At 68.8% G+C, this 19,677-nt stretch carries 18 protein-coding genes; 8 read left to right on the forward strand and 10 right to left on the reverse strand.

All coding sequences use genetic code 11. The features are described 5' to 3' along the window. The 3 genes from V6K52_RS13040 to V6K52_RS13050 are packed head-to-tail and all read right to left on the reverse strand — an operon-like array spanning position 1 to position 2,832. Positions 1-480 (reverse strand): (2Fe-2S)-binding protein, encoded by a 480-nt coding sequence (locus V6K52_RS13040; protein WP_353950542.1) that lies wholly within the window; start codon positions 478-480, stop codon positions 1-3. Between the two features lie 8 nt (positions 481-488). After that, the gene (locus tag V6K52_RS13045) at positions 489-1,427 is read right to left on the reverse strand and encodes a molybdopterin cofactor-binding domain-containing protein (protein WP_353950543.1); all 939 of its coding nucleotides are present in this window, start codon (positions 1,425-1,427) and stop codon (positions 489-491) included. Next, entirely contained in the window at positions 1,366-2,832 is a 1,467-nt protein-coding gene (locus V6K52_RS13050) for a molybdopterin cofactor-binding domain-containing protein (RefSeq protein WP_353950544.1), read from the reverse strand. The genes V6K52_RS13045 and V6K52_RS13050 overlap by 62 nt, the downstream gene beginning before the upstream one ends. A gap of 217 nt (positions 2,833-3,049) precedes the next feature. Between V6K52_RS13050 and V6K52_RS13055 the strand changes: the two genes are divergently transcribed. Both V6K52_RS13055 and V6K52_RS13060 read left to right on the forward strand, forming a co-directional pair. Further along, positions 3,050-3,499: a hypothetical protein gene (locus tag V6K52_RS13055; RefSeq protein WP_353950545.1), complete on the forward strand. Its 450-nt coding sequence runs from the start codon at positions 3,050-3,052 to the stop codon at positions 3,497-3,499. Then, on the forward strand, positions 3,496-3,843 hold the full coding sequence (locus V6K52_RS13060; RefSeq protein ID WP_353950546.1) for a metalloregulator ArsR/SmtB family transcription factor: 348 nt from the start codon (positions 3,496-3,498) through the stop codon (positions 3,841-3,843). The genes V6K52_RS13055 and V6K52_RS13060 overlap by 4 nt, the downstream gene beginning before the upstream one ends. Here the strand turns inward: V6K52_RS13060 and V6K52_RS13065 are convergent. After that, positions 3,806-4,717, reverse strand: coding sequence for a LysR family transcriptional regulator (locus V6K52_RS13065; protein WP_353950547.1), 912 nt, complete (start codon positions 4,715-4,717; stop codon positions 3,806-3,808). The genes V6K52_RS13060 and V6K52_RS13065 overlap by 38 nt on opposite strands. Positions 4,718-4,799: 82 nt before the next feature. On the opposite strand from V6K52_RS13065, the gene V6K52_RS13070 reads away from it, so the two are divergent. Genes V6K52_RS13070 through V6K52_RS13080 form a run of 3 tightly spaced genes read left to right on the forward strand, consistent with a single transcriptional unit; the run spans position 4,800 to position 8,461 of the window. Then, positions 4,800-5,645, forward strand: a complete 846-nt coding sequence (locus tag V6K52_RS13070) for an alpha/beta hydrolase (protein WP_353950548.1) — start codon at positions 4,800-4,802, stop codon at positions 5,643-5,645. Next, the gene (locus tag V6K52_RS13075; RefSeq protein ID WP_353950549.1) at positions 5,642-6,451 is read left to right on the forward strand and encodes an LLM class flavin-dependent oxidoreductase; all 810 of its coding nucleotides are present in this window, start codon (positions 5,642-5,644) and stop codon (positions 6,449-6,451) included. The genes V6K52_RS13070 and V6K52_RS13075 overlap by 4 nt, the downstream gene beginning before the upstream one ends. Positions 6,452-6,460: 9 nt before the next feature. Next, complete coding sequence (locus V6K52_RS13080) at positions 6,461-8,461, forward strand: thioredoxin domain-containing protein (protein WP_353950550.1); 2,001 nt, start codon at positions 6,461-6,463, stop codon at positions 8,459-8,461. Here V6K52_RS13080 and V6K52_RS13085 read toward each other — a convergent pair. Next, complete coding sequence (locus V6K52_RS13085) at positions 8,452-8,880, reverse strand: helix-turn-helix domain-containing protein (RefSeq protein ID WP_353950551.1); 429 nt, start codon at positions 8,878-8,880, stop codon at positions 8,452-8,454. The two genes, V6K52_RS13080 and V6K52_RS13085, sit on opposite strands and share 10 nt — an antisense overlap. A 91-nt stretch (positions 8,881-8,971) precedes the next feature. On the opposite strand from V6K52_RS13085, the gene V6K52_RS13090 reads away from it, so the two are divergent. Beyond that, positions 8,972-9,796 carry an NmrA family transcriptional regulator gene (locus V6K52_RS13090; protein WP_353950552.1) on the forward strand — a complete coding sequence of 275 codons (825 nt, stop codon included), beginning with the start codon at positions 8,972-8,974 and terminating at the stop codon, positions 9,794-9,796. Here V6K52_RS13090 and V6K52_RS13095 read toward each other — a convergent pair. Both V6K52_RS13095 and V6K52_RS13100 read right to left on the reverse strand, forming a co-directional pair. Further along, entirely contained in the window at positions 9,793-10,632 is an 840-nt protein-coding gene (locus tag V6K52_RS13095; protein ID WP_353950553.1) for a PhzF family phenazine biosynthesis protein, read from the reverse strand. The genes V6K52_RS13090 and V6K52_RS13095 overlap by 4 nt on opposite strands. 30 nt (positions 10,633-10,662) lie before the next feature. Next, positions 10,663-11,226 (reverse strand): histidine phosphatase family protein, encoded by a 564-nt coding sequence (locus tag V6K52_RS13100; RefSeq protein ID WP_353950554.1) that lies wholly within the window; start codon positions 11,224-11,226, stop codon positions 10,663-10,665. A gap of 33 nt (positions 11,227-11,259) precedes the next feature. On the opposite strand from V6K52_RS13100, the gene V6K52_RS13105 reads away from it, so the two are divergent. Further along, positions 11,260-12,696: a cobyric acid synthase gene (locus V6K52_RS13105; RefSeq protein ID WP_353950555.1), complete on the forward strand. Its 1,437-nt coding sequence runs from the start codon at positions 11,260-11,262 to the stop codon at positions 12,694-12,696. After that, positions 12,693-13,481 carry a precorrin-6A synthase (deacetylating) gene (gene cobF, locus V6K52_RS13110; RefSeq protein WP_353950556.1) on the forward strand — a complete coding sequence of 263 codons (789 nt, stop codon included), beginning with the start codon at positions 12,693-12,695 and terminating at the stop codon, positions 13,479-13,481. Before V6K52_RS13105 ends, cobF begins: the two co-directional genes overlap by 4 nt. On the opposite strand, the gene V6K52_RS13115 is transcribed toward cobF, so the two are convergent. The 3 genes from V6K52_RS13115 to cobN all read right to left on the reverse strand — a co-directional run bounded on the left by V6K52_RS13115 (position 13,464) and on the right by cobN (position 19,612). Then, on the reverse strand, positions 13,464-14,153 hold the full coding sequence (locus tag V6K52_RS13115; RefSeq protein WP_353950557.1) for a 4a-hydroxytetrahydrobiopterin dehydratase: 690 nt from the start codon (positions 14,151-14,153) through the stop codon (positions 13,464-13,466). The genes cobF and V6K52_RS13115 overlap by 18 nt on opposite strands. A 66-nt stretch (positions 14,154-14,219) precedes the next feature. Further along, complete coding sequence (gene bluB, locus V6K52_RS13120; protein WP_353950558.1) at positions 14,220-15,992, reverse strand: 5,6-dimethylbenzimidazole synthase; 1,773 nt, start codon at positions 15,990-15,992, stop codon at positions 14,220-14,222. Continuing rightward, positions 15,989-19,612, reverse strand: coding sequence for a cobaltochelatase subunit CobN (gene cobN / locus V6K52_RS13125; protein ID WP_353950559.1), 3,624 nt, complete (start codon positions 19,610-19,612; stop codon positions 15,989-15,991). Before cobN ends, bluB begins: the two co-directional genes overlap by 4 nt. Positions 19,613-19,677 lie beyond the last annotated feature (65 nt).

Raw genomic sequence — 19,677 nt, forward strand, 5'->3', positions numbered from 1 at the left:
TCACATCCGTGTGGCACCATCCTTGATGGCTTCACGAATGCGCGAGTAGGTGCCACAACGACAGATGTTGCGGATCCCGTCGAGGTCGGCCTCGGTCACCGAACGGCCCTCTGCCGCAACCTTTTTCACAAGGGCGACGGCAGCCATGATCTGGCCCGGCTGGCAATAGCCGCACTGGGACACGTCGCGCTCGAGCCAGGCCTCCTGCATCGGATGCAGCTCATCACCGGGCACCGTGTCGGCAAGTCCCTCGATCGTCGTCACCTCGTCGGTGTCCTTGATGTCGGACACGCGCACCGAGCACGGGTTGAAGGCCTTGCCGTTGATGTGGCTCGTGCAGGCTTTGCACACGTTGATGCCACAGCCGTACTTGGGACCGGTGACCCCAAGCACGTCGCGCAGGACCCAGAGAAGTCGGACGTCGTCCTCGATGTCGACGGTGACGCGTTCTCCATTGAGGATGAAGGTCTGTTCAGGCATGTCGAACCTCAGTAGGTACGGGAGAGGCCGTCAGTCGGCGACTCGGGGACGGAGGGGATGAAGCTCTTGATGTCGAAGGTGATCGGGTCCGCGTGGTTGATCGGGAAGGACGTGGGCATGCGACCTGTCGCCCGGGCGTAGGCACAGGCCACGGCCGCGAACGAGGCCGCGACGCCGGCCTCGCCGACCCCACCCGGCGTGTCCGACGTGGAGTCCATGACCACGACGCGCAGGTCCTGGGGGACGTTCCACTGGCGTGTGTAGAAGTAGTTGTCCCAGCTCGCCTCAAGGAAGTGGCCATCCTTGAGGTGGCAGCTCGCCGTGAGCGCCATCGCAAGGCCGTCGTTGAATCCGCCGATCATCTGCGCCTCGACACCGGTCGGGTTGACGACGAGTCCAGCGTCGATGCCGACGACTGCCTTGGTGACGCGCGGCCCACCGACACCGTCGCGAATGCGCCGGTTCACCGTCTCGGGGCGACAGTCGATCTCGACGAGCACCGCGGTGGCGCCGTGGTACTCCTTGTGGATGGCGATGCCCTGGGCCATGCCGGCCGGTATCCTGCGGCCCCATTGCCCCTCGGCGGCGACCTTGCGCAGCACCACCTTGACCTTTTCGTCCTTGAGGTGGGCAAGGCGGAACGCGAGGGGGTCCTTGCCGGACATCGCGGCCAGCTTGTCGATGACCAGCTCAGTGGCAGTGCGCACGTCGGGGGAGTAGATGTTGCGCATCGCCCCTGTCGAGAACCGTTGATCGGTCTCGTTGAGCAGTTGGGTGACGGCACCGAAGTTGTAGGGGATCTCCTGGGTGAGCTGGAAGACCATCTGGGCCAACGTGAGGTTGCCCAGACCGGTCGGGAGCTTGGCTGCGATGGAGCTGAACAGGTCACCGAAGCCATGACCGAAGTCGGTCTTGACGCTGGTGTGGCGCTGCTCGAAACTCAGCACCTGCCCCGCGAGGACGGTGGCGCACGCGCGACGTGCACATGGGGTGGAGTCGGCCCTGACGCGGCTCGTCAGCGCGGTGCCAGAGCAGCTTGACCGGCTTGCCCATCGCCTTGGAGATCCTGGCGGACTCGACTGCGGCATCCGCGAAGAGCTTGTGGCCGAACGAGCCTCCACCGGTGATCACCTTGACCTTGACAGCTGAGATCGGGAGGCCCACGGCCTGCGCGATCTCGGCCTGAGCGACGATCGGGGCCTTGACGCCCGCCCAGACCGTCGCGGACGTGGCCCGCACGTCGGCGATGGCGGCGTTGGGCTCGAGCGCTGCACTGCTGCGGAACATGAAGGTGAAGTTCGCGTCCACGGTCCTGGTGAGGATCGGCACCTTGGGCACGACCATGGGGAGCTCGGCCTTGCGTATGCCGGCCAGAACGCTGGCGTCGTTGGCTCCCGCCACAGCCCCTCCAGACCACTGCGCATCGACCGCACGGACAGCATCAATGCACTGTCCGAACGTCTTGGCGCGGATCGCGACACCGGTGGAGATCATGACGACATCGGTCACTCCGGGCATCGCTCGAAGCGCGGCGAGGTTGGCAACCGACACCGGCACTCCCTTGTGGGTCGGAGGCCGCGCGACCATCGTCGGCAGGGCGTTCGGCACGCTGAGGTCGAGGGCGAAGTCCTTGGCGCCGGTGACGATGTCCCGCGCGTCGGTGCGGCCACGGCCCTTGCCGATGACGCCGAAGGAGCTGCGAGCCTTGAGTCTGACCGGGATCGTGATGGTGATCGCGCTGGCGGCTGCCTTCGCGATGGCGCCATAGGTGACGGTGCGACCGTCGGCGGCGGTGATGACGCCATCCTTGGTCGTCAACGTGGAGGGGCTGACCTTCCACAGGGCCGCAGCCGTGTTGACGAGGCGCGTGCGTGCGGTTGCCGCCGCCACTCGGATTGGCGTGAACGTCGTGAAGGTCGTGCTCGAGCCACCGGTGAGCTGGTTGAAGACCAGCTCCTGACGAGCCGGGGCGAGGGTCACGTGGACGCGCTCGACGGGCAGGTCGAGCTCCTCGGCGATGATCATGGCCGTCGAGGTCGTGATGCCCTGTCCGACCTCGGTGCGCGGGAGGGCGAACGTCGCCGTGCCGTCCTCCTTCACGACGATCGCGATGAGTCCGGATGTCGGAGCGGCGGCGAGGTTCTGGGCATCGAGGAGGTCGAACAGCGAGGCGATCTGGGGCGGCGACGGGATCGCGGCCTCGCTCGTCTCGGCACGTGCCAGCTCGACGGCGACCATCAAGGTCGACCCGGCGACGACATGGCCGAAGTGCCGTCGGCTCAACCCGCGCTTCGGGGAGTTGTCGCTCATCGCGGTGGCTGAACCTGTGACGGGCTCAGAGTGATCGGCCATGAACAGCTCCTAACAAATGACCCGCAGCTTCGTTGCCGCGGAGGAGTCCGGGGGGTCGCAGAACGGACAACTAGCCTCTCGGTAACCCTAGGCGCCTCCGGTCGCGCCAGCATCCGGAGGAAGGATCCGTCACACTCATGTGCAACCACAGGGTTGCGCTCGGCCGGAACTCGTGCAACTCTGTTGTTGCACATCAAGTCATCGACCGGAGGACCCCATGAGCACCGACCAGATCCAGGACACCATCACCCGCGAGATCGAGATCGACGCGCCGCTCGCCCTCGTCTGGGAGCTCGTCTCCCAACCCGGCTGGTGGATCAACGACGGCGCGATCGTCGACAACACCATCGAGGAGAAGGACGGTGCCTGGCACGTCACCAACTCCACTCACGGCACCTTCCCCCTCCTTCTTGCTGACTCCCGCGAGCCGAGCTACGTCGCATTCCGCTGGGCACCGTGGGACGAGCGGACCGTCGAGGCGGGCAACACCCTCGTCGAGTTCTTCCTCGCAGGACCCGGCGACGGCCCTGTCACCGTGCGAGTGGTCGAGAGCGGCTTCGCCTCGATCGACCTCGCCACCGACAAGGTCGCCGACAACTACCAGGAGAACGAGTCCGGTTGGGAGACCGAGCTGGGTGCCCTCAGGACACACCTCGAGGCCCGATGAGCCGAGCGCCGCAGCTCGAGGACGCTGCGACGAAGGTCTTCGCTGCGCTGGCCGACCCCACCCGTCGCACCGTTCTGGAGGCGTTGGCCCACCGCGAGATGGCGACAGCGACGGTGCTTGCGCTAGGACTGACGATCACTCGCCAAGCCGTCCTCAAGCACCTCACCGTGCTGGCGGACGCGGGACTCGTCGAGTCCGTCCGCATGGGCCGCGAGGTGCGCTTCCGCGTGCGGCCCGAACCCCTGCGGCATACGGCGTCCTGGTTGTCGGCACGCGCAGACTCCTGGGACGACCGGCTGTCCGCGCTCAAGACCGAGGCGGAGCAGCGAGCAGGGAGAGCTTGAATTCGGCGACGAGTTGCTGACCCACCTCCACTGCGAGCTCGCGAAGCCGGAGGGCGAGCGGTGAGAGCGTGCCGCGTGAGAGCAGGTGCACCACTCGGTCCGGCAGCGCCGGCTCGAGACGGTGGAACGTGAGCGCGGGGTCGTCTCGCTGAAACCACACGGAAAGCACCGGCATGACCGCAAGACCCAGACCTGCCCGGACCATCGAGGTGATGCCCTGGTTGTCGGCAGTCCGGAAGACGATGTCCGGCTGGATTCCGGAGGCGGCATACGCCGCTTCGACCTCCGCTTGGTCGCAGATCCGTGGCAGTGCCACCATCGGCCGCCCGTCGAGAGCGGCGAGCGTGACCGGGCCTGCCGCGAGCAGACCGCGAGGCGCGAGGACGACGTGCTCGTCCCTACAGACCTCGACGCGATCGGCATCGGGTGGACCAGGGCTGTCGAGGAACACGAGGTCGAGCAGATCGAGAGGCGGCTCCTCGGGCTCATCCTCGAAGAGCCGGATGTCCGACTCGGGATGCTCTGACCGCAACCGCTCGACGACGTCGGGGAGGAGCACGTTGGTGACCGTCTGGAAGGTGCCCACATCGACTCGCCCACCCCCGGCGTGGAAGCGGTCGATGGCGTCGCGCGCGGCCACCTCACCCGCGAGCAGGGGGCCTGCCTGCGCCAGCACGAGTCGCCCCAAGGGCGTGATCACCGGGCGTCGCGCCCCACCCGGCCGGTCGAAGACGGCGCCGCCGACCCTGCGCTCGAGGGTGGCGATCTGTTGGCTCAGGGTCGACTGGGTGTATCCGAGTTCGGCGGCGGCTCGGCCGAAGGTTCCGGTGCGAGCAACCGCATCGAGGGCGGAGAGAAGGCGAAGATCCAACATCTCCTCAGTATCGCCACAGACGATCATCAGCATCAAGAACCATCGCTTTTATCGACTCTGATCCCGCTCTACCGTCGATCCCATGAACCCCGAAACGATGATGGCGGTCGGCGACGTCGAGCTCTGCGTCCAGACTGTCGGCGACCCCCGCGACCCGGCCATCCTGCTCATCCACGGCGCCGCCGCGTCAATGATCTGGTGGGAGGACGAACTCTGCGAACGGCTCGGCGCTGCCGGCCGCTACGTCATCCGCTACGACCAGCGCGACACGGGACGTTCGACGAACGACCCAGCCGGACACCCGGCATACGACATGAAGGATCTGGCGGGTGACGCCATCGGAATCCTCGACGTGCTGGGTCTCGAGCGGGCCCATGTGGTGGGGCGATCCATGTCCGGCGGGACGGCGCTCATCCTCGCCGTCGACCACCCCGACCGCGTCGAGACGGTGACCTTCATGGCGACCACCACCGGCGACCCCAACCTGCCGCCGCCGACCCCAGAGTTCATGTCAGCGGCCAACGGGACCGCTCCCGACCCCGCCGACCATGATGCCTGGGTCGACTACATCGTCAGGGTGATCCGGACCTACTGGGGTGGCTCTCCGTTCTTCGACGAAGGCCACGTGCGGGCACTCGCCGAACTCGACGCGAGTCGAACCCGCGAGCTCGCCAGCACCGACAACCACTTCGCCATCGACACCCCCGGTCCGGTGGGTGGAGGCTTCGGCGACGTGAGCATGCCGGCGCTCGTCGTCCACGGCGACATCGACCCTGTCTTCCCACTCCCCCATGCCTTCGCGCTTCGCGATGCACTGCCCGCGGCGGAGCTGGTCGTCCTGGAACAGACTGGGCACGAGCTGCCGGTGGAACGATGGGGGGAGTTTGTTGAAGCCCTCGTGGCACAAACGGGTCGGGCTCGGCGGTGAAGGCTGCGATCTGGCTGCCTCTCTTCGACGAGCTGGCCGACCCGCGCGCCGTTGCGGAGCTCGCCGTCGAGGCGGAGGAGGCCGGGTGGGATGGGTTCTTCGTCTGGGACCAGATCGCTTGGCGCGCACCGGTTGTGGCGGTCGCCGACCCCTGGGTGAGCCTCGCCGCCGCGGCCACGCTCACCTCGCGGATCGCCCTCGGGCCCATGGTCAGTCCGCTGGCGCGACGTCGCCCCACCAAGGTGGCGAGGGAGACGGTCTCGCTCGACCGGCTGAGCAACGGTCGCCTCATCCTCGGAGTGGGCATCGGCAGTGACCGCTTCGCCCAGGAGTACTCGCGCACGGGCGAGCACGTCGAGGACCGCACTCGCGCCGAGGTGCTCGACGAGAGCGTAGAGATCCTGCGCGCCGCGTGGACGGGGCAGCCCGTCCACCACCACGGCACCCACCACCTCGTCGACGGCCTCACCTTCGCTCCGACCCCGGTGGGCGGCACGATCCCGATCTGGGTGGCGGGCTTCCCGGGGAACCTTCGTCCCCTGCGCAGGGCGGCCCGTCACGACGGCTTCTTCCCGGTCAACCTCACGTTCCCGGACCAGCTGGCCGAGGCGGTGGCTCGCGTCGAGAGCCTGCGCGAGGATCCGACTCGACCTTTCGACGTCGCCATCGACCTGGCGCCCGGCACGGATCCTGCGCCGTGGGTCGCTGCAGGCGCCACCTGGGTTCTCACCGACCTCGACCCGGAGACGCTGCGGCTCGACGCGGTGCGCGCCCTGGTGCGAGAAGGTCCCTTTCACCCCGCCTAGGGTGAAGTCATGGCCAATCGCCTCGCGCAGTCCACGTCTCCCTACCTCCTCCAGCACGCCGACAACCCGGTCGACTGGCGGGAGTGGGGCGCTGACGCCTTCGCGGAGGCCCGTCGCCGTGACGTGCCCGTCCTGTTGTCCGTCGGCTATGCCGCGTGCCACTGGTGCCACGTCATGGCCCATGAGTCGTTCGAGGACGCCGAGGTTGCGGAGGTGGTCAACGCCAATTTCGTTGCGGTGAAGGTCGATCGGGAGGAACGGCCCGACGTCGACGCCGTCTACATGAATGCCACGACTGCGCTCACCGGACACGGGGGTTGGCCGATGACCTGCGTCCTCACGCCCGACGGTGACCCGTTCTTTGCGGGCACCTACTTCCCACGCCAGCAGTTCCTCGCGCTGCTCGCGAACGTCACCACGGTGTGGACCGAGCAACGCGCCGACGTGGTGGCGTCGGGGGCGCACATCGCCGAGCAGCTGCGCGAGATGACCTCGCCGGGTGTGTCGGCCGCGATCACTCCCGAGGCGCTGGCGGGTGCGGTGACGACGCTGCGACAGCACTATGACCTGGCCCGCGGCGGCTTCGGTGGAGCACCGAAGTTCCCGCCCTCCATGGTGCTCGCGTTCCTCGTGCGTCACCATGCCCGGACCGGTGATGCCGATGCCCTGGCCATGGCGCGACGCACCTGCGAGGCAATGGCCCGCGGAGGCATCTACGACCAGCTCGCAGGCGGCTTCGCCAGGTATGCCGTGGACGCGGACTGGGTGGTCCCTCACTTCGAGAAGATGCTCTACGACAACACCCAGCTCCTGCGTGTCTACGCCCACCTGTGGCGAGCCACGGGCGATCCCTGGGCGCGCCGAATCGCCTGTGAGACAGCCGATTTCATCGTCCGCGACCTCGGCACCGCCGAGGGAGGTTTCGCATCCGCCCTCGACGCCGACACTGTGGTTGACGGCGCGAGCGTCGAGGGCGCGACCTACGTGTGGACGCCTGCCCAGCTCGTTGAGATCCTCGGAGCCGATGCCGGTGCCCGGGCTGCGGAGCTCCTGTCCGTGACGGACAACGGCACCTTCGAACACGGCTCATCGACGCTCCAACTGCGCACCGACCCCGACGACTCGGCGTGGTGGGCGCAGACGCGTGCCCAGTTGCTCTCGGCTCGGATGGCGCGGCCCCAACCTGCTCGCGACGACAAGGTGGTCACCTCGTGGAACGGCCTGGCCATCGCCGGGCTCGCGGACGTCGGCATCCTCCTCGAGCGACCTGACTACGTCGATGCGGCGGTGCGGTGTGCCGAGTTCGTCGTCGCACGTCACGTCGTCGACGGGCGGCTTCGTCGGGCATCGCGCGACAGCGTCGTCGGGGCGGCGGCCGGCGTCGCCGACGACCACGGCAATCTTGCTGAGGGCCTGCTCGCGCTTCACCAGGCGACCGGAGACCCCCGGTGGCTGGCAGAGGCCGGTTCAATCCTCGACGTCGCGCTCGAGCACTTCCGCGACGCAGACGGGGTGGTTCACGACACCGCTGACGACGCCGAGCAGCTCTTCACCCGACCTCGGAGCCAAGCCGACAACGCGGAGCCGTCCGGTGTCTCGTCGCTCGCCGGAGCCTGGCTCACGTATGCCGCCCTCACCGGTTCGACCCATCACCGCGAGGCGGCGGACACTTCACTGGCGAGCGTTGGTGCCCTCGCCTCACGCGATCCGCGTTTTGCCGGTTGGGCCCTCGCTGTGGCCGAGGCCGCGGTGACCGGTCCGCTCCAGGTGGCGATCGTCGGAGATGGGCCCGTCGCCGAGGCGATGCTCGCGACCGCCCGGGCCAGCACGTCACCCGGACTCGTCATCGCCCGCGGCGCCCCAGACTCCCCCGGCCAGCCGCTGCTCGAGGCGAGGCCGCTCGTGGGAGGTGAGTCGACGGCATACGTGTGCCGTGGTTTTGTCTGTGACGCGCCGGTGACGGACCTGGACGGTCTGGCGGCGGCGCTGGGGCTCGAGCGTCAGGCCTGAGTCAGAGGCCGGGCGTCATACTCGGCGCGAGCCGACGCGATGCTGCCTCGGTGAGCCAAGGACCAGTCGGCCAGGGCCTTGACGAGGTGGGTCAGGCTCGTCCCGGTCGCCGTGAGTCGGTAGTCCACCTGGGCCGGAACGGTGGGATAGACGGTCCGAAGGACGAGGCCATCGCGTTCGAGCCGCCGCACGGTGAGCGTGAGCATGCGCTGAGAGATCCCGTCGATCGCGCGCTGCAGCTCGCGGAAGCGTCTCGGTCCGGACGCGAGCTCGACGACGACGAGAACCGACCATTTGTCCCCCACGCGATCCAGGACGTCGCGGATCCCGCAGTCCGGGTGCTCATCCAGTCCACAGGGCTCCAACGGGGCGGCCGCCTGCGTGACCTGCAGGGTCACATCGGTGTTCGTCGCTGACATGAAAGTGCCTCCTTGTGGCGCCCACGGATCGGGCTGAGGATCGGGTCGGTGACCAGAGCGGTTGCCGAAGAGAACCATGTCTGGAGAACTCATGATCCTTGTCACCGGCGCCAGTGGCCAACTCGCTAGTCGGATCATCACCCACCTGCGCACAGCGGGAGCCGACGTCGTCGAGGGCAGCCGGAGCCCGGCGACCGGTGGACGGGCCATGGACTTCGATGCCCCGGCGACCATCGACATGCGCGGCGTCGACACGCTCGTCCTCGTCTCTGCCGGGTATGCCGAGGACGATGTCGTCGTTCGACGGCACTCGGCCGTCCTCGACGCCGCCCGCCGTGACGGGGTCGGTCACGTGGTCTACACGAGCCTGGTCGGTGCCGGCGACCACCTGGGATTCGCCCTGGCGCACCGCGCCACCGAGGAGCTCCTGCACCGGAGCGGACTGGGCCGGACAGTGATGCGCAACGGCCTGTATGCCGAGCTCGTGGGCGCGCTGTTGACCTGGGACGGAGGTCTTCTCGAGTCGCCCTTCGCGCAGGGTCGGGTGGCCGCGCCCACTCGGGACGACCTGGCCAAAGCCACTGCCCGGGTCGCCGTCGATCCGGCGGGCCATGACGCCGTCACCTATGAGCTGACCGGCCCTGCGTTCACCGTCGCCGAGGTCGCGCACCGCCTCGAGGCACCGGTCCGAGAGCTGCCCCTGGGCAAATATCGTGAAGGGCTGCTCGCGGCATCCGGACTCCTGCCCTTCCAGGCGCCGATGCTCGCCAGCATCGCCTCGACCATCCGGCACGGCTTCCTGGCCGACCACGGCCCAGATCTGGCGGGGCTTCTCGGCCGCGCTCCGGATAGCGGGGTGGAGTCGGCCGTCGAGGCGGCCCTCGCGGCACGCCCGGGCGCGCTCATGCGCTCCTAGTGATCGACGGATCCCTTGATGCGGGTGACGGCATCGCCGGAGACCCAGACCTCGCCGTCGGCGGCCTCGATGTGGACGCGGCCATCACGGCCGATCACCGACCCCTGTCGCGCAACATAGGTGTCGGGCAGGGCGCCGGTGCCGATCAGCCACTGGGCCAGGGCGGCGTTGGCGCTGCCGGTGACCGGGTCCTCGCCGAAGTTGCGGCCGTCGGCATAGAAGGCGCGCACCTCGACGTCGGCGCCGAACTCAGCCACGTGGGCGTTGTCCCAGCGGCCGAGAACGGCCACCTTGAGATCGGCGAAGGCGGCGATGTCGGGCACGACGTCGATCACTGCCTGTGCCGTCCCGAGGTCCACACCCACCCAACCGGGCCCGTTGTCCGCCCAGGCCAGGTCGACGATCGCGCACTCATCGACGGCCAGGGCTGTGACGATGCGGGCCCGCAGGTCAGCGTCAACCTCGCCCGAGCGGGTCAGTGGTGGCGCGGCGAACCCGAGTCGCGGTGATCGACGGACGGTGACGAGCCCGGCGCCACACTCCTGGATGACGGCCTCCCCCTGCGGGGTTCCTCCGGCCTCGAGCCAGGCGTGAGCGCTGCCGATGGTCGGGTGGCCCGCAAAGGGCAGCTCGCCGCTGGTGGTCCAGATGCGGACGCGGTAGTCAGCCTTCGGGTCGGTCGGCGCGCTGAGGAACGTCGTCTCGGAGAGGTTGGTCCAGCGCGCGAAGTCCGCCATCTGCTGGTCGCTCAGTCCGTCGGTGTCGTGGACCACGGCGAGCGGATTGCCGAGCCACGGCACGGCGCTGAAGACATCGACCTGACGGAAGGGCAGCATGTGCACCATCCCAGCACAGCTGACTGCCGGTCAGTCGCGAGGAACCGTCACCGAGACGACGGCGCCGTTGGCGATCGGGTCCCACTCGACCTCACGGTGCGAGCGGCCGGCGAGCCGGGCGAGGGCAACCCGCATCGTGTCGCCATGGGTGACCCAGACGACGTGCTCGTGGTCTGACGTCGTCGCTCGATCGATCGGAGCGGCCAGTCGGCCGTGGACGTCCTCGAGGCTCTCGCCGCCGCCCCACCTCACCTCGCTGATGTGGGTGCCCTGCGGGGTCGGCTCGGCGGTCAGGTCGCTCGTGAGCCGTCCTTCGAGCTCACCGAGGGACTGCTCGCGCAGGTCGGGGTCGAACACGACCTCGACGCCGAGGACTGCGGCGATGGCGTCGGCTGTCCGACGGGCGCGCACGAGATCACTCGACACGATGGTGACGGACCCTGTGACTCGCTCGGCGAGGAGCGCCGCAGCGTCGTGGGCCTGGCTGAGCCCGAGGTCGGTGAGGTCCGGGTGGTGGGCCTGCCCCTGGAGCCGCCCCTCGACGTTCCACGTGGACTGCCCGTGGCGGACGAGGTGGAGATGGAACGGGGGCACGCGGCAACTCTAGGGCTGCGTAAACTCCGCAGGGTGTCGGGACTGTTGGTGACGGGGACGAGCTCCGATGCGGGGAAGTCTCTCGTCGTCACGGCCCTGTGCCGTCTGTGGGCCCGCCAGGGCATCCGGGTCGCGCCGTTCAAGGCGCAGAACATGTCGAACAACTCGATGGTCTGCCGGGATGGCTCCGAGATCGGCCGCGCTCAGTACCTCCAGGCCCAGGCCGCTCGGGTCGAGCCGACGTCGGTTCACAACCCCGTGCTGCTCAAGCCGGGGAGTGACCGGCGCGCGTTCGTGGTGGTGCGTGGCAAGCCTGCGGGCCAGCTCGTCGCCGGGGAGTACGCCACGGGTCGACGGCATCTGGCGCAGGCAGCATTCGAGGCGTTCGAGGAGCTGTCGGCGTCGGTGGACCTCGTCGTGGCGGAGGGTGCGGGATCTCCGGCCGAGGTGAACCTGCGCGCTGGGGACTATGTCAACCTCGGTCTGGCGCAACGCTTTTCACTTCCTGCTTTGATTGTTGCCGACATCGATCGTGGCGGGGCGCTGGCCGCCTTGTTCGGCACGTGGGGGCTCGTCGATGACTCCGACCGGGCGCTGTTGCGGTCCTATGTCATCAACAAGTTCCGCGGTGACCCATCGGTGCTCATGCCCGGGCTCGACGTTGTCACCGAACGGACGGGTATGCCGTGTGCCGGGGTTCTCCCGTGGCTCGAGGACGTCTGGCTCGACTCCGAGGACGCTCTGTCGATCGGCCGGTGGCGTCCGTCGTCAGACACTCGCGGCGATCGGCTCTCGGTCGCTGTCGTGCGCTTCCCGCGGACATCCAACGCCACCGACGTCGACGCCCTGGCCGCCGAGCCGGGTGTCGACGTGCGGGTGACGACAGACCCCGATGTATGCCGTGAAGCCGACCTTCTCGTCCTGCCGGGCTCACGCGCCACGGTGAGCGACCTGGAGTGGCTGCACGCCACAGGGTTGGCCGATGTCGTGGCATGGAGGGCCGGGCATGAGCGGCCCGTCCTCGGGATCTGTGGTGGCTACGAGATGCTCGCCGAGTGGATAGACGATCCGGTTGAGGATGAGCGCGCTGACCGCGTCACCGGGCTGGGCCTGCTCCCCACCACGGTGACCTTCCAGCCCGACAAGGTGTTGGCCCGACCCACCGGTGAGTGGCGTGGGCACGTGGTCGAGGGCTACGAGATCCACCACGGGGTCGTGTCCGACGACGGAGCCTTCCCCGGCGGCACCGCTTCGGGCACGGTGTGGGGCACGATCTGGCACGGCACCCTCGAGTGCGACGACTTCCGTCGGGCCTGGCTCATCGAGGCGGCAGTGTGTGCTGGCTCCGCCTGGCGTCCCGACCCCACCGCGCCCGGCTTCGCCGATCGACGTGAGGCCATGATCGACGCCCTCGCCGATGCCGTCGACGAGCATCTTGACCACGAAGCACTTCTGGAGCTGACCCGATGACGAGCCCACGAGAAGTCCGAGTCATCGGCATCGGCACCGGTTCCCCCGCCCATGTCACCGGGCAGGCCATCGCGGCCCTGCGCGAGTGTGACGTCTTCCTCGTCGCCGACAAGGGCGAGGCCAAGGACGAACTTGTCGCTGTTCGTCGCGCCATCTGCGAGCAGTTCCTCGACGACAGGACCTATCGCATCGTCACGGTGACCGATCCGGAACGTGGACCGGACGCGGAACGGGACAAGGCGGCATACACCGTGGGTGTGGATGCATGGCACGCAGCGCGCGCGGACCGCTATGGCGAGATCATCGAGAGTCTGCCGGCAGGAGAGACCGTGGGCTTCCTCGTGTGGGGAGATCCGGCGTTCTATGACAGCACGATCCGCATCGTCGACGCCGTGGCACGACGACTGCCCCTGCGGACGCAGGTCATTGCCGGCCTCTCCGCGATCCAGGTCCTCGCCGCCGAGCACGGCATCGTCCTCAACGGCATCGGTCAGCCGGTCCACATCACCACCGGGCGACGTCTCCTGGACGAGTGGTCAGTCGACCTCGGGACCGTCGTCGTCATGCTCGACGGGTCCTTGCGGTGCCGAGAGCTGGTCGAGCAGGCGCCGGATCTGACGATTTACTGGGGCGCGTATCTCGGTCTGCCACAACAGGTTCTGCGTCAGGGGCGCCTCGCGGACGTCATCGACGAGATCGTCGCGGTGCGTGCTGCGCTGCGCCAGGAACAAGGCTGGGTGATGGACACCTATGCCCTCACTCCCCCGTCACCCGGCGACGCATAGGACTCCCGTGTTGCCGTCCTGGTCGGCGATCACGGTGAGCGAGGGCGAGTTGCTGTCATCGACGACGACCCCACCCGCAGCCAGGGCGGCGGCGATGCGCTGCTCGGCCACCTCGCGCGGCAGGTAGACCTCGACGTGGAACCGCTGACGAGGAGTGTCACCATCGCTGGCGTCCCCGAACCACAGGTTCGGCACCCGTCCGGTGGCGTCACGGATCTCGTCGCTGGGCGACCCATGGCCCTGGGCCTCGGGGTTCCCGGTCAGCAGCGCGGCCCACACCGGGGCGATGGTCGCGGAGTTCGCTGTGTCGAGACCGAGCTCGATCATGCTGACCGAGCCCGGGTCGGCCTCGACCTTGTGCTCCGCCGCAATCTCGGTGATCCGTCGCGCGAGATCGACGTCCTGCTGGGTGACCCACTGAAGGACGTGTTCAGTGCCCTCGTCGTCGCGGTAGATGGCGTCGTCGCTGACCAGTTTGAGATCGACGTATCCCTTGCCGATCGACACGATCGGGTGGTGACCGAGCGCGTCACCCGCCTCGCCCACCGCGGCGACCAACCGTGCGCCGGCGCCGAAGTCGTTGACGACGTAGCGGGCATGCAGCCCCTGAGCCAGCTTGCGCCAGTCAGTCAACGTGGCCTCGGCGATCTGTTCCCCCATCAGCATGTCCATGACTGGGAACCTATCGGTGATGCAGACGCGGCGCTCGGGTTCAACGCTTCGCCGGCGCCCCTGCGCTCACGGTGCCGTCCGCGCCACCTCACGCCTGATGCGCAGTCCTTGGAGCACGAGCGAGGCCGCCAGGGCGGCACCCACGCCCTCGCCCGAACGCAGTCGGAGCGACAGGAGTGGCTCGAGGCCAAGCAGTGTGAGGACCTCGCCGTGGGCGCGTTCGCGGCTGCGCTGACCGGCGATGAGGTGCGCCTGCACGCTCGGGTCGATGGCCGCCGCGAGGACGCCCGGCAGCGAGCCGGCGAGGCCGTCGAGCACCACGGGCGCGCCCGCATTGGCAGCACCGAGCACAACGCCCGTGAGGACCGCGATCTCGGGCCCGCCGAGTCCGGCGAGGAGGTCGACCGGGTCGTCTCGCCAGGTGTCGGCCCTCGAGCTGAAGCGCTCGAGGGCCGACTCGACGACCGCCCGCTTGCGGTCGACGATGTCGGTGTCGGCCCCTGCACCGACACCGACGGCATCGCGCGGCGACAACCCCGTCACGACACAGGCGAGGGCAGCGGCCACCGTGGTGTTGCCGATGCCGACCTCCCCGAGGGCCACGATTCCAGATCGGGCAGCGCCCTGGCCCAGCCGCCGTCCGAGATCGAGCAGTCGGTCGACGTCGGTGCGATGCAGCGCGTCCGAGCTCACGAGGTCTCCTCGTGGCTCGGCGGGGCGGGCGTCGATGGCACCCGGCACGGGACCACAGCCCGCTGCGCCGGCATCGACGACGACGAGTTCGAGTCCCGCCGACCGCGCGCTCACGGCACCCATGGCGACTCCAGCGACGGCAGCCTCGAGGACATCGCGGGTGACTCGGTCCGGATAGGCGCTCACGCGAAGGGCGCTCACCGGGTGGCTCGCGCCAGCGAGGACGAGGGTTCCGCCGAGTGGCGTCTCGCCTCGACCGAGAGCCTCGACCCGACTCACGGCGCGGTCGAGCACCCCCAGCGACTCAGGGGGCGCAAGAAGGCCGTCTGCCTCATCGGTCGCCGACACGAGTGACTGCTGAGGCAGGCGGTCGAGGTGGGAGGTCGGCGCCTCGACGTCGTCGTGCTCCCACCGGTCCTGCATGACGATGTCGTCGAGGGGCATCCGCTTCGACCACGCTGCCCGCTCCAGGCCCGGCTTGGGTGGGCGTTCGTCGGGCCATCCGAGACACATCCAACCCATGGGGACGACGGCCTCGGGCAACTCGAGCAGGTCGGCCAGCTCGGCGGGGTCGAAGAGCGTCACCCAGCCCATGCCGAGCCCGCGCGCACGGGCAGCGAGCCACATGTTCTCGATCGCGCAGGCGCACGACCACATGTCGGCGTCGGGGAAGGTCGCACGACCGAGGACGCCACTCGCGGGGGTGCGCCGGTCGCAGACGACGACGACGCCAACGGGCGCCTCCCGCAGACCCTCGAGCTTGAGGTCGAGCATTCTGGCGGCCCGGTCGTTGGTGAGCAGAGCGGCCTGGTCGAGGCGGGCCCGGTCGGCGAGATGGGCCGCCCGGTCGCGGATCGCCGGGTCACGCACCACGATGAACCGCCACGGTTGAGAGTGGCCCACCGACGGCGCCTGATGACCGGCGCTGAGCACCTCAATGAGGAGTTCTTGTGCGACAGGGTCCGACCGGAAGCGTCGGATGTCGCGTCGACCGGCGATGACGCTGTCGAGGCTTACGACGACCTCAGGCGCGAAGGCCCAGCCCGACGGGTCGGCGCCGCGCTCCTGTGCGCTCGAGGCGTCACCGATGAGTGGCGTCGGACGTGGCCACGACGCGCTGTCGTGGTCCTGCTCGTGCTCGCTCACTCCTCGAGATCACCTTCGACGTCGAGATAGACCTGACGCATCTGGTCCATGACTTCCGGGTCCGGCTCCTCCCAGAGTCCGCGATCGGCGGCCTCGGACAGCTTCTCGACGATGCCGCGCAGGGCCCACGGGTTGGCGTGGCGCATGAAGTCCTGATTGGTCTTGTCGAGGACATAGTCGTGTGCAATCCGGTCATACATCCAGTCGGGGACGACGCCTGCGGTCGCGTCGAACCCGAAGAGGTAGTCGACCGTAGCGGCGAGCTCGAACGCACCCTTGTAGCCGTGACGCTGCATGGCAGCCATCCATCGCGGGTTGACCACGCGGGCGCGGAAGATCCGGTTCGTCTCTTCCTGCAGGGTGCGGGTGCGAATGCTCGACGGAGTCGTGGAGTCACCGACGTAGGCCTTCGGATCCGTGCCCGTCAAGGCACGGACCGTCGCGACCATGCCGCCGTGGTACTGGAAGTAGTCGTCGGAGTCGAGGATGTCGGACTCGGTGTTGTCGATGTTCTTGGCCGCGACCTGGATGCGCGTGTAGTTGCGCTCCATGTCGTCACGGGCCGGCGCGCCATCGAGGTCACGGCCATAAGCGAACCCGCCCCAGGCGGTGTAGACCTCGGCGAGGTCCTTGTCGTCGCGCCAGGTGCCGGACTCGACGACCTGGAGTATGCCGGCGCCATAGGATCCGGGTTTGGAACCGAAGACCCGTGTGCGAGAACGACGTTCGTCACCATGCGACTCGATGTCCGCCGCGGCGTGCGCCTTGGGGTAGTTCTGGTCGAGCGGCTCGTCGAGTCCGACGACCAGAGCAACGGCGTCATCGATGAGGTTGATGACGTGTGGGAACGCGTCGCGGAAGAAGCCGGAGATCCGCACGGTGACGTCGATGCGCGGTCGTCCCAGCTCGGCCAGCGAGATGACCTCGAGGCCGGTGACGCGGCGGGACTGCTCATCCCACACCGGGCTCACACCGAGGAAGGCGAGGATCTCGCCGATGTCGTCACCGGAGGTGCGCATCGCCGAGGTGCCCCAGGCCGAGAGCCCGACGGAACGAGGCAGTTCACCCTCCTCGTCCCGGTAGCGCTGCAGCAGCGAGTCGGCCATCGCCACACCGGTCTCGTAGGCGAGCCGCGACGGGATCGCCTTGGGGTCGACCGAGTAGAAGTTGCGGCCAGTTGGCAGCACGTTGACCAAGCCGCGCAGGGGCGAGCCCGAAGGACCCGCCGGGACGTAGCCACCGTCGAGGGCGTGCAACACCATCGGGATCTCACCGGTCGTGCCGGCCAGCCGCGGGACGACCTCGTCGCACGCGAAGGTCAGCGAGGCCTGGACACCCGGGTGGGCCCGGCCGAGCTCGGCCATGACGACCTCGGGCACCGCGGCCCTGTCCCAGCCACGCTTGGACAGGGCGGTCACGAGGTTGCGCGCTGTCTCTTCCGCAGCATCCGTGTCGCTCATCGACGCGTCGGTGTCGCTGAGCCCCAGGGCCGTTCGCAGACCCGGGATTCCGTCCTGCTGCCCACCGAAGACCTGACCGGCACGCAGGATCGCGAGGACAAGGTTGTCCAGCCCGTCCCCCGACGGTGCCTCGCCGAGGACGTGGAGCCCGTCGCGGATCTGGACGTCCTTGACGGCACAGAGCCAGTAGTCGATCTCGCCGACCAGCTTGTCGAAGCCGGTCTCGTCGGGGCGCTCGGTCAGGCCGAGGTCCTGGTCGAGCTTCGCGGCCTGGAGCAGGGTCCAGATCTCACCCTGGAGGGCCGGTGCCTTGGCGGGGTCCATCGCGGCGACGTTGCCGTACTCGTCGAGGAGCTGCTCGAGCCGGGCGATGTCGCCATAGGACTCGGCTCGCGCCATCGGCGGCACGAGGTGGTCAACGATCGTGGCGTGCGCCCGGCGCTTGGCCTGCGTGCCCTCCCCCGGGTCATTGACGAGGAACGGATAGATGAGCGGCACCGAACCCAGCGCCGCGTCGCTCCCGCATCCTGCCGACAGAGCGAGGTTCTTGCCCGGCAGCCACTCGAGGTTGCCGTGCTTGCCCATGTGGACGACGGCGTGCGCGCCGAACTCCTCCTCGATCCACCGGTAGGTCGCGATGTAGTGGTGGGTCGGCGCGAGATCGGGGTCGTGATAGATCGCGATGGGGTTCTCCCCGAAGCCGCGTGGCGGTTGCACAAGCAGCACGATATTGCCGGATTGCAGTGCGGCAGAAACGATTTCGGGCCCGCCATCACCCGAGTGGTCGACGAAGAGCTCACCCGGAGCCTCGCCCCACGCCTGCGTCATCCCGTCGCGAAGGTCAGCCGGAAGCGAAGCGAACCACCCGGCATACCGGCTGCTTGGAATGCGCACGTGGTGCTCGGTGAGCTGACCGTCGGTCAGCCATTCGGGGTCCTGGCCGCCTGCCGCGATGAGGGCGTGGACGAGGGCGTTGCCTGCCGTGGTGTCGAGGGCCTCGCCGTCACGCGCCTCCACGTCGTCAAGGCCGGGTATGCCGCCTCGCTCGCCCAGGTCGTAGCCCGCGTCGCGCATCGCGCGCAGCAGCCGGATCGTCGAGACGGGGGTGTCGAGGCCGACTGCGTTGCCAATGCGGGAGTGCTTGGTCGGGTAGGCCGACAGCAGGATGGCGATCTTGCGCTCGGCCGGCGGGGTGTGGCGCAGACGCGCATGACCCACGGCGATGCCGGCGACGCGGGCGCAACGTTCGGGGTCTGCGACGTAGTGCGGCAGACCGTCGCTGTCGGTCTCCTTGAACGAGAACGCCACCGTGATGATCCGGCCATCGAACTCGGGCACCGCGACCTGCGTCGCGACGTCGAGAGGAGTCATGCCCTCGTCGGACTGGGCCCACTCCTCGCGACTCCACGTGAGGCACAGGCCCTGGAGGATCGGGACGTCTAGAGCGGCCAGAGCCTTGACGTTCCAGGAGTCGTCGTCCTCACCAGCGGATGCGGTGGCGGGGCGGGTGCCACCTGCCGCCAGGACCGTGGTGACGATCGCGTCGTAGGTGCCGAGGTGCTCGAGAAGGTCATCGGGGGCGTCACGCAACGACGTGGCAAAGACCGGGACGCCCACTCCCCCGGCGGCGTCGACGGCGTCGGCCAGGGCGTGGGCGAAGTCGGTGTTCCCGGCCGCCTGCTGGGCGCGGTAGAAGAGGATCGCGACGCGCGGACCATCGGTGTTGGCGGGGCGCTCGAGGGTCCCCCACTTGGGCAGCTCGATCGGCGCGTCGAAGGTGTCGCCGCTGAGCAGCAGGGTGTCCGAGAGGAACGCGTGGAGTTCGCGGAGGTTGTCCGCGCCACCCTGCGCGAGATAGCGGTGGGCTTCGTGGACGACGCCCGCGGGGGCGTTCGACTCGGCCATGAGGGCCGCGTTGGGTGCCTGCTCCCCGCCGAGGACGACGAGTGGGACGCCGGTGTCGCGGATCCGGGCAAAACCCGAGCAGAGGTCTTGGGGCGAGCCGAGGATGCGGGCCACGACGATGTCGGCACCCTCGATCGCGGCGGCCATATCAGTGTGGGTCGGGCGGCTGGGGTTGGCCCAGACGTAGTCCGCGCCACTCGATCGGGCGCAGACGAGGTCGGTGTCGGACGTCGACAGCAGGGCGATGCGGGGCATGGGCCGTGAGGCTCCTTCCGGGGTTTCCTCGCCCCGTGACGGCTGGACCCGACGGTTCCGTCGGG

The sequence above is a fragment of the Knoellia sp. S7-12 genome, assembly GCF_040518285.1.
Classification (GTDB): Bacteria; Actinomycetota; Actinomycetes; order Actinomycetales; family Dermatophilaceae; genus Knoellia.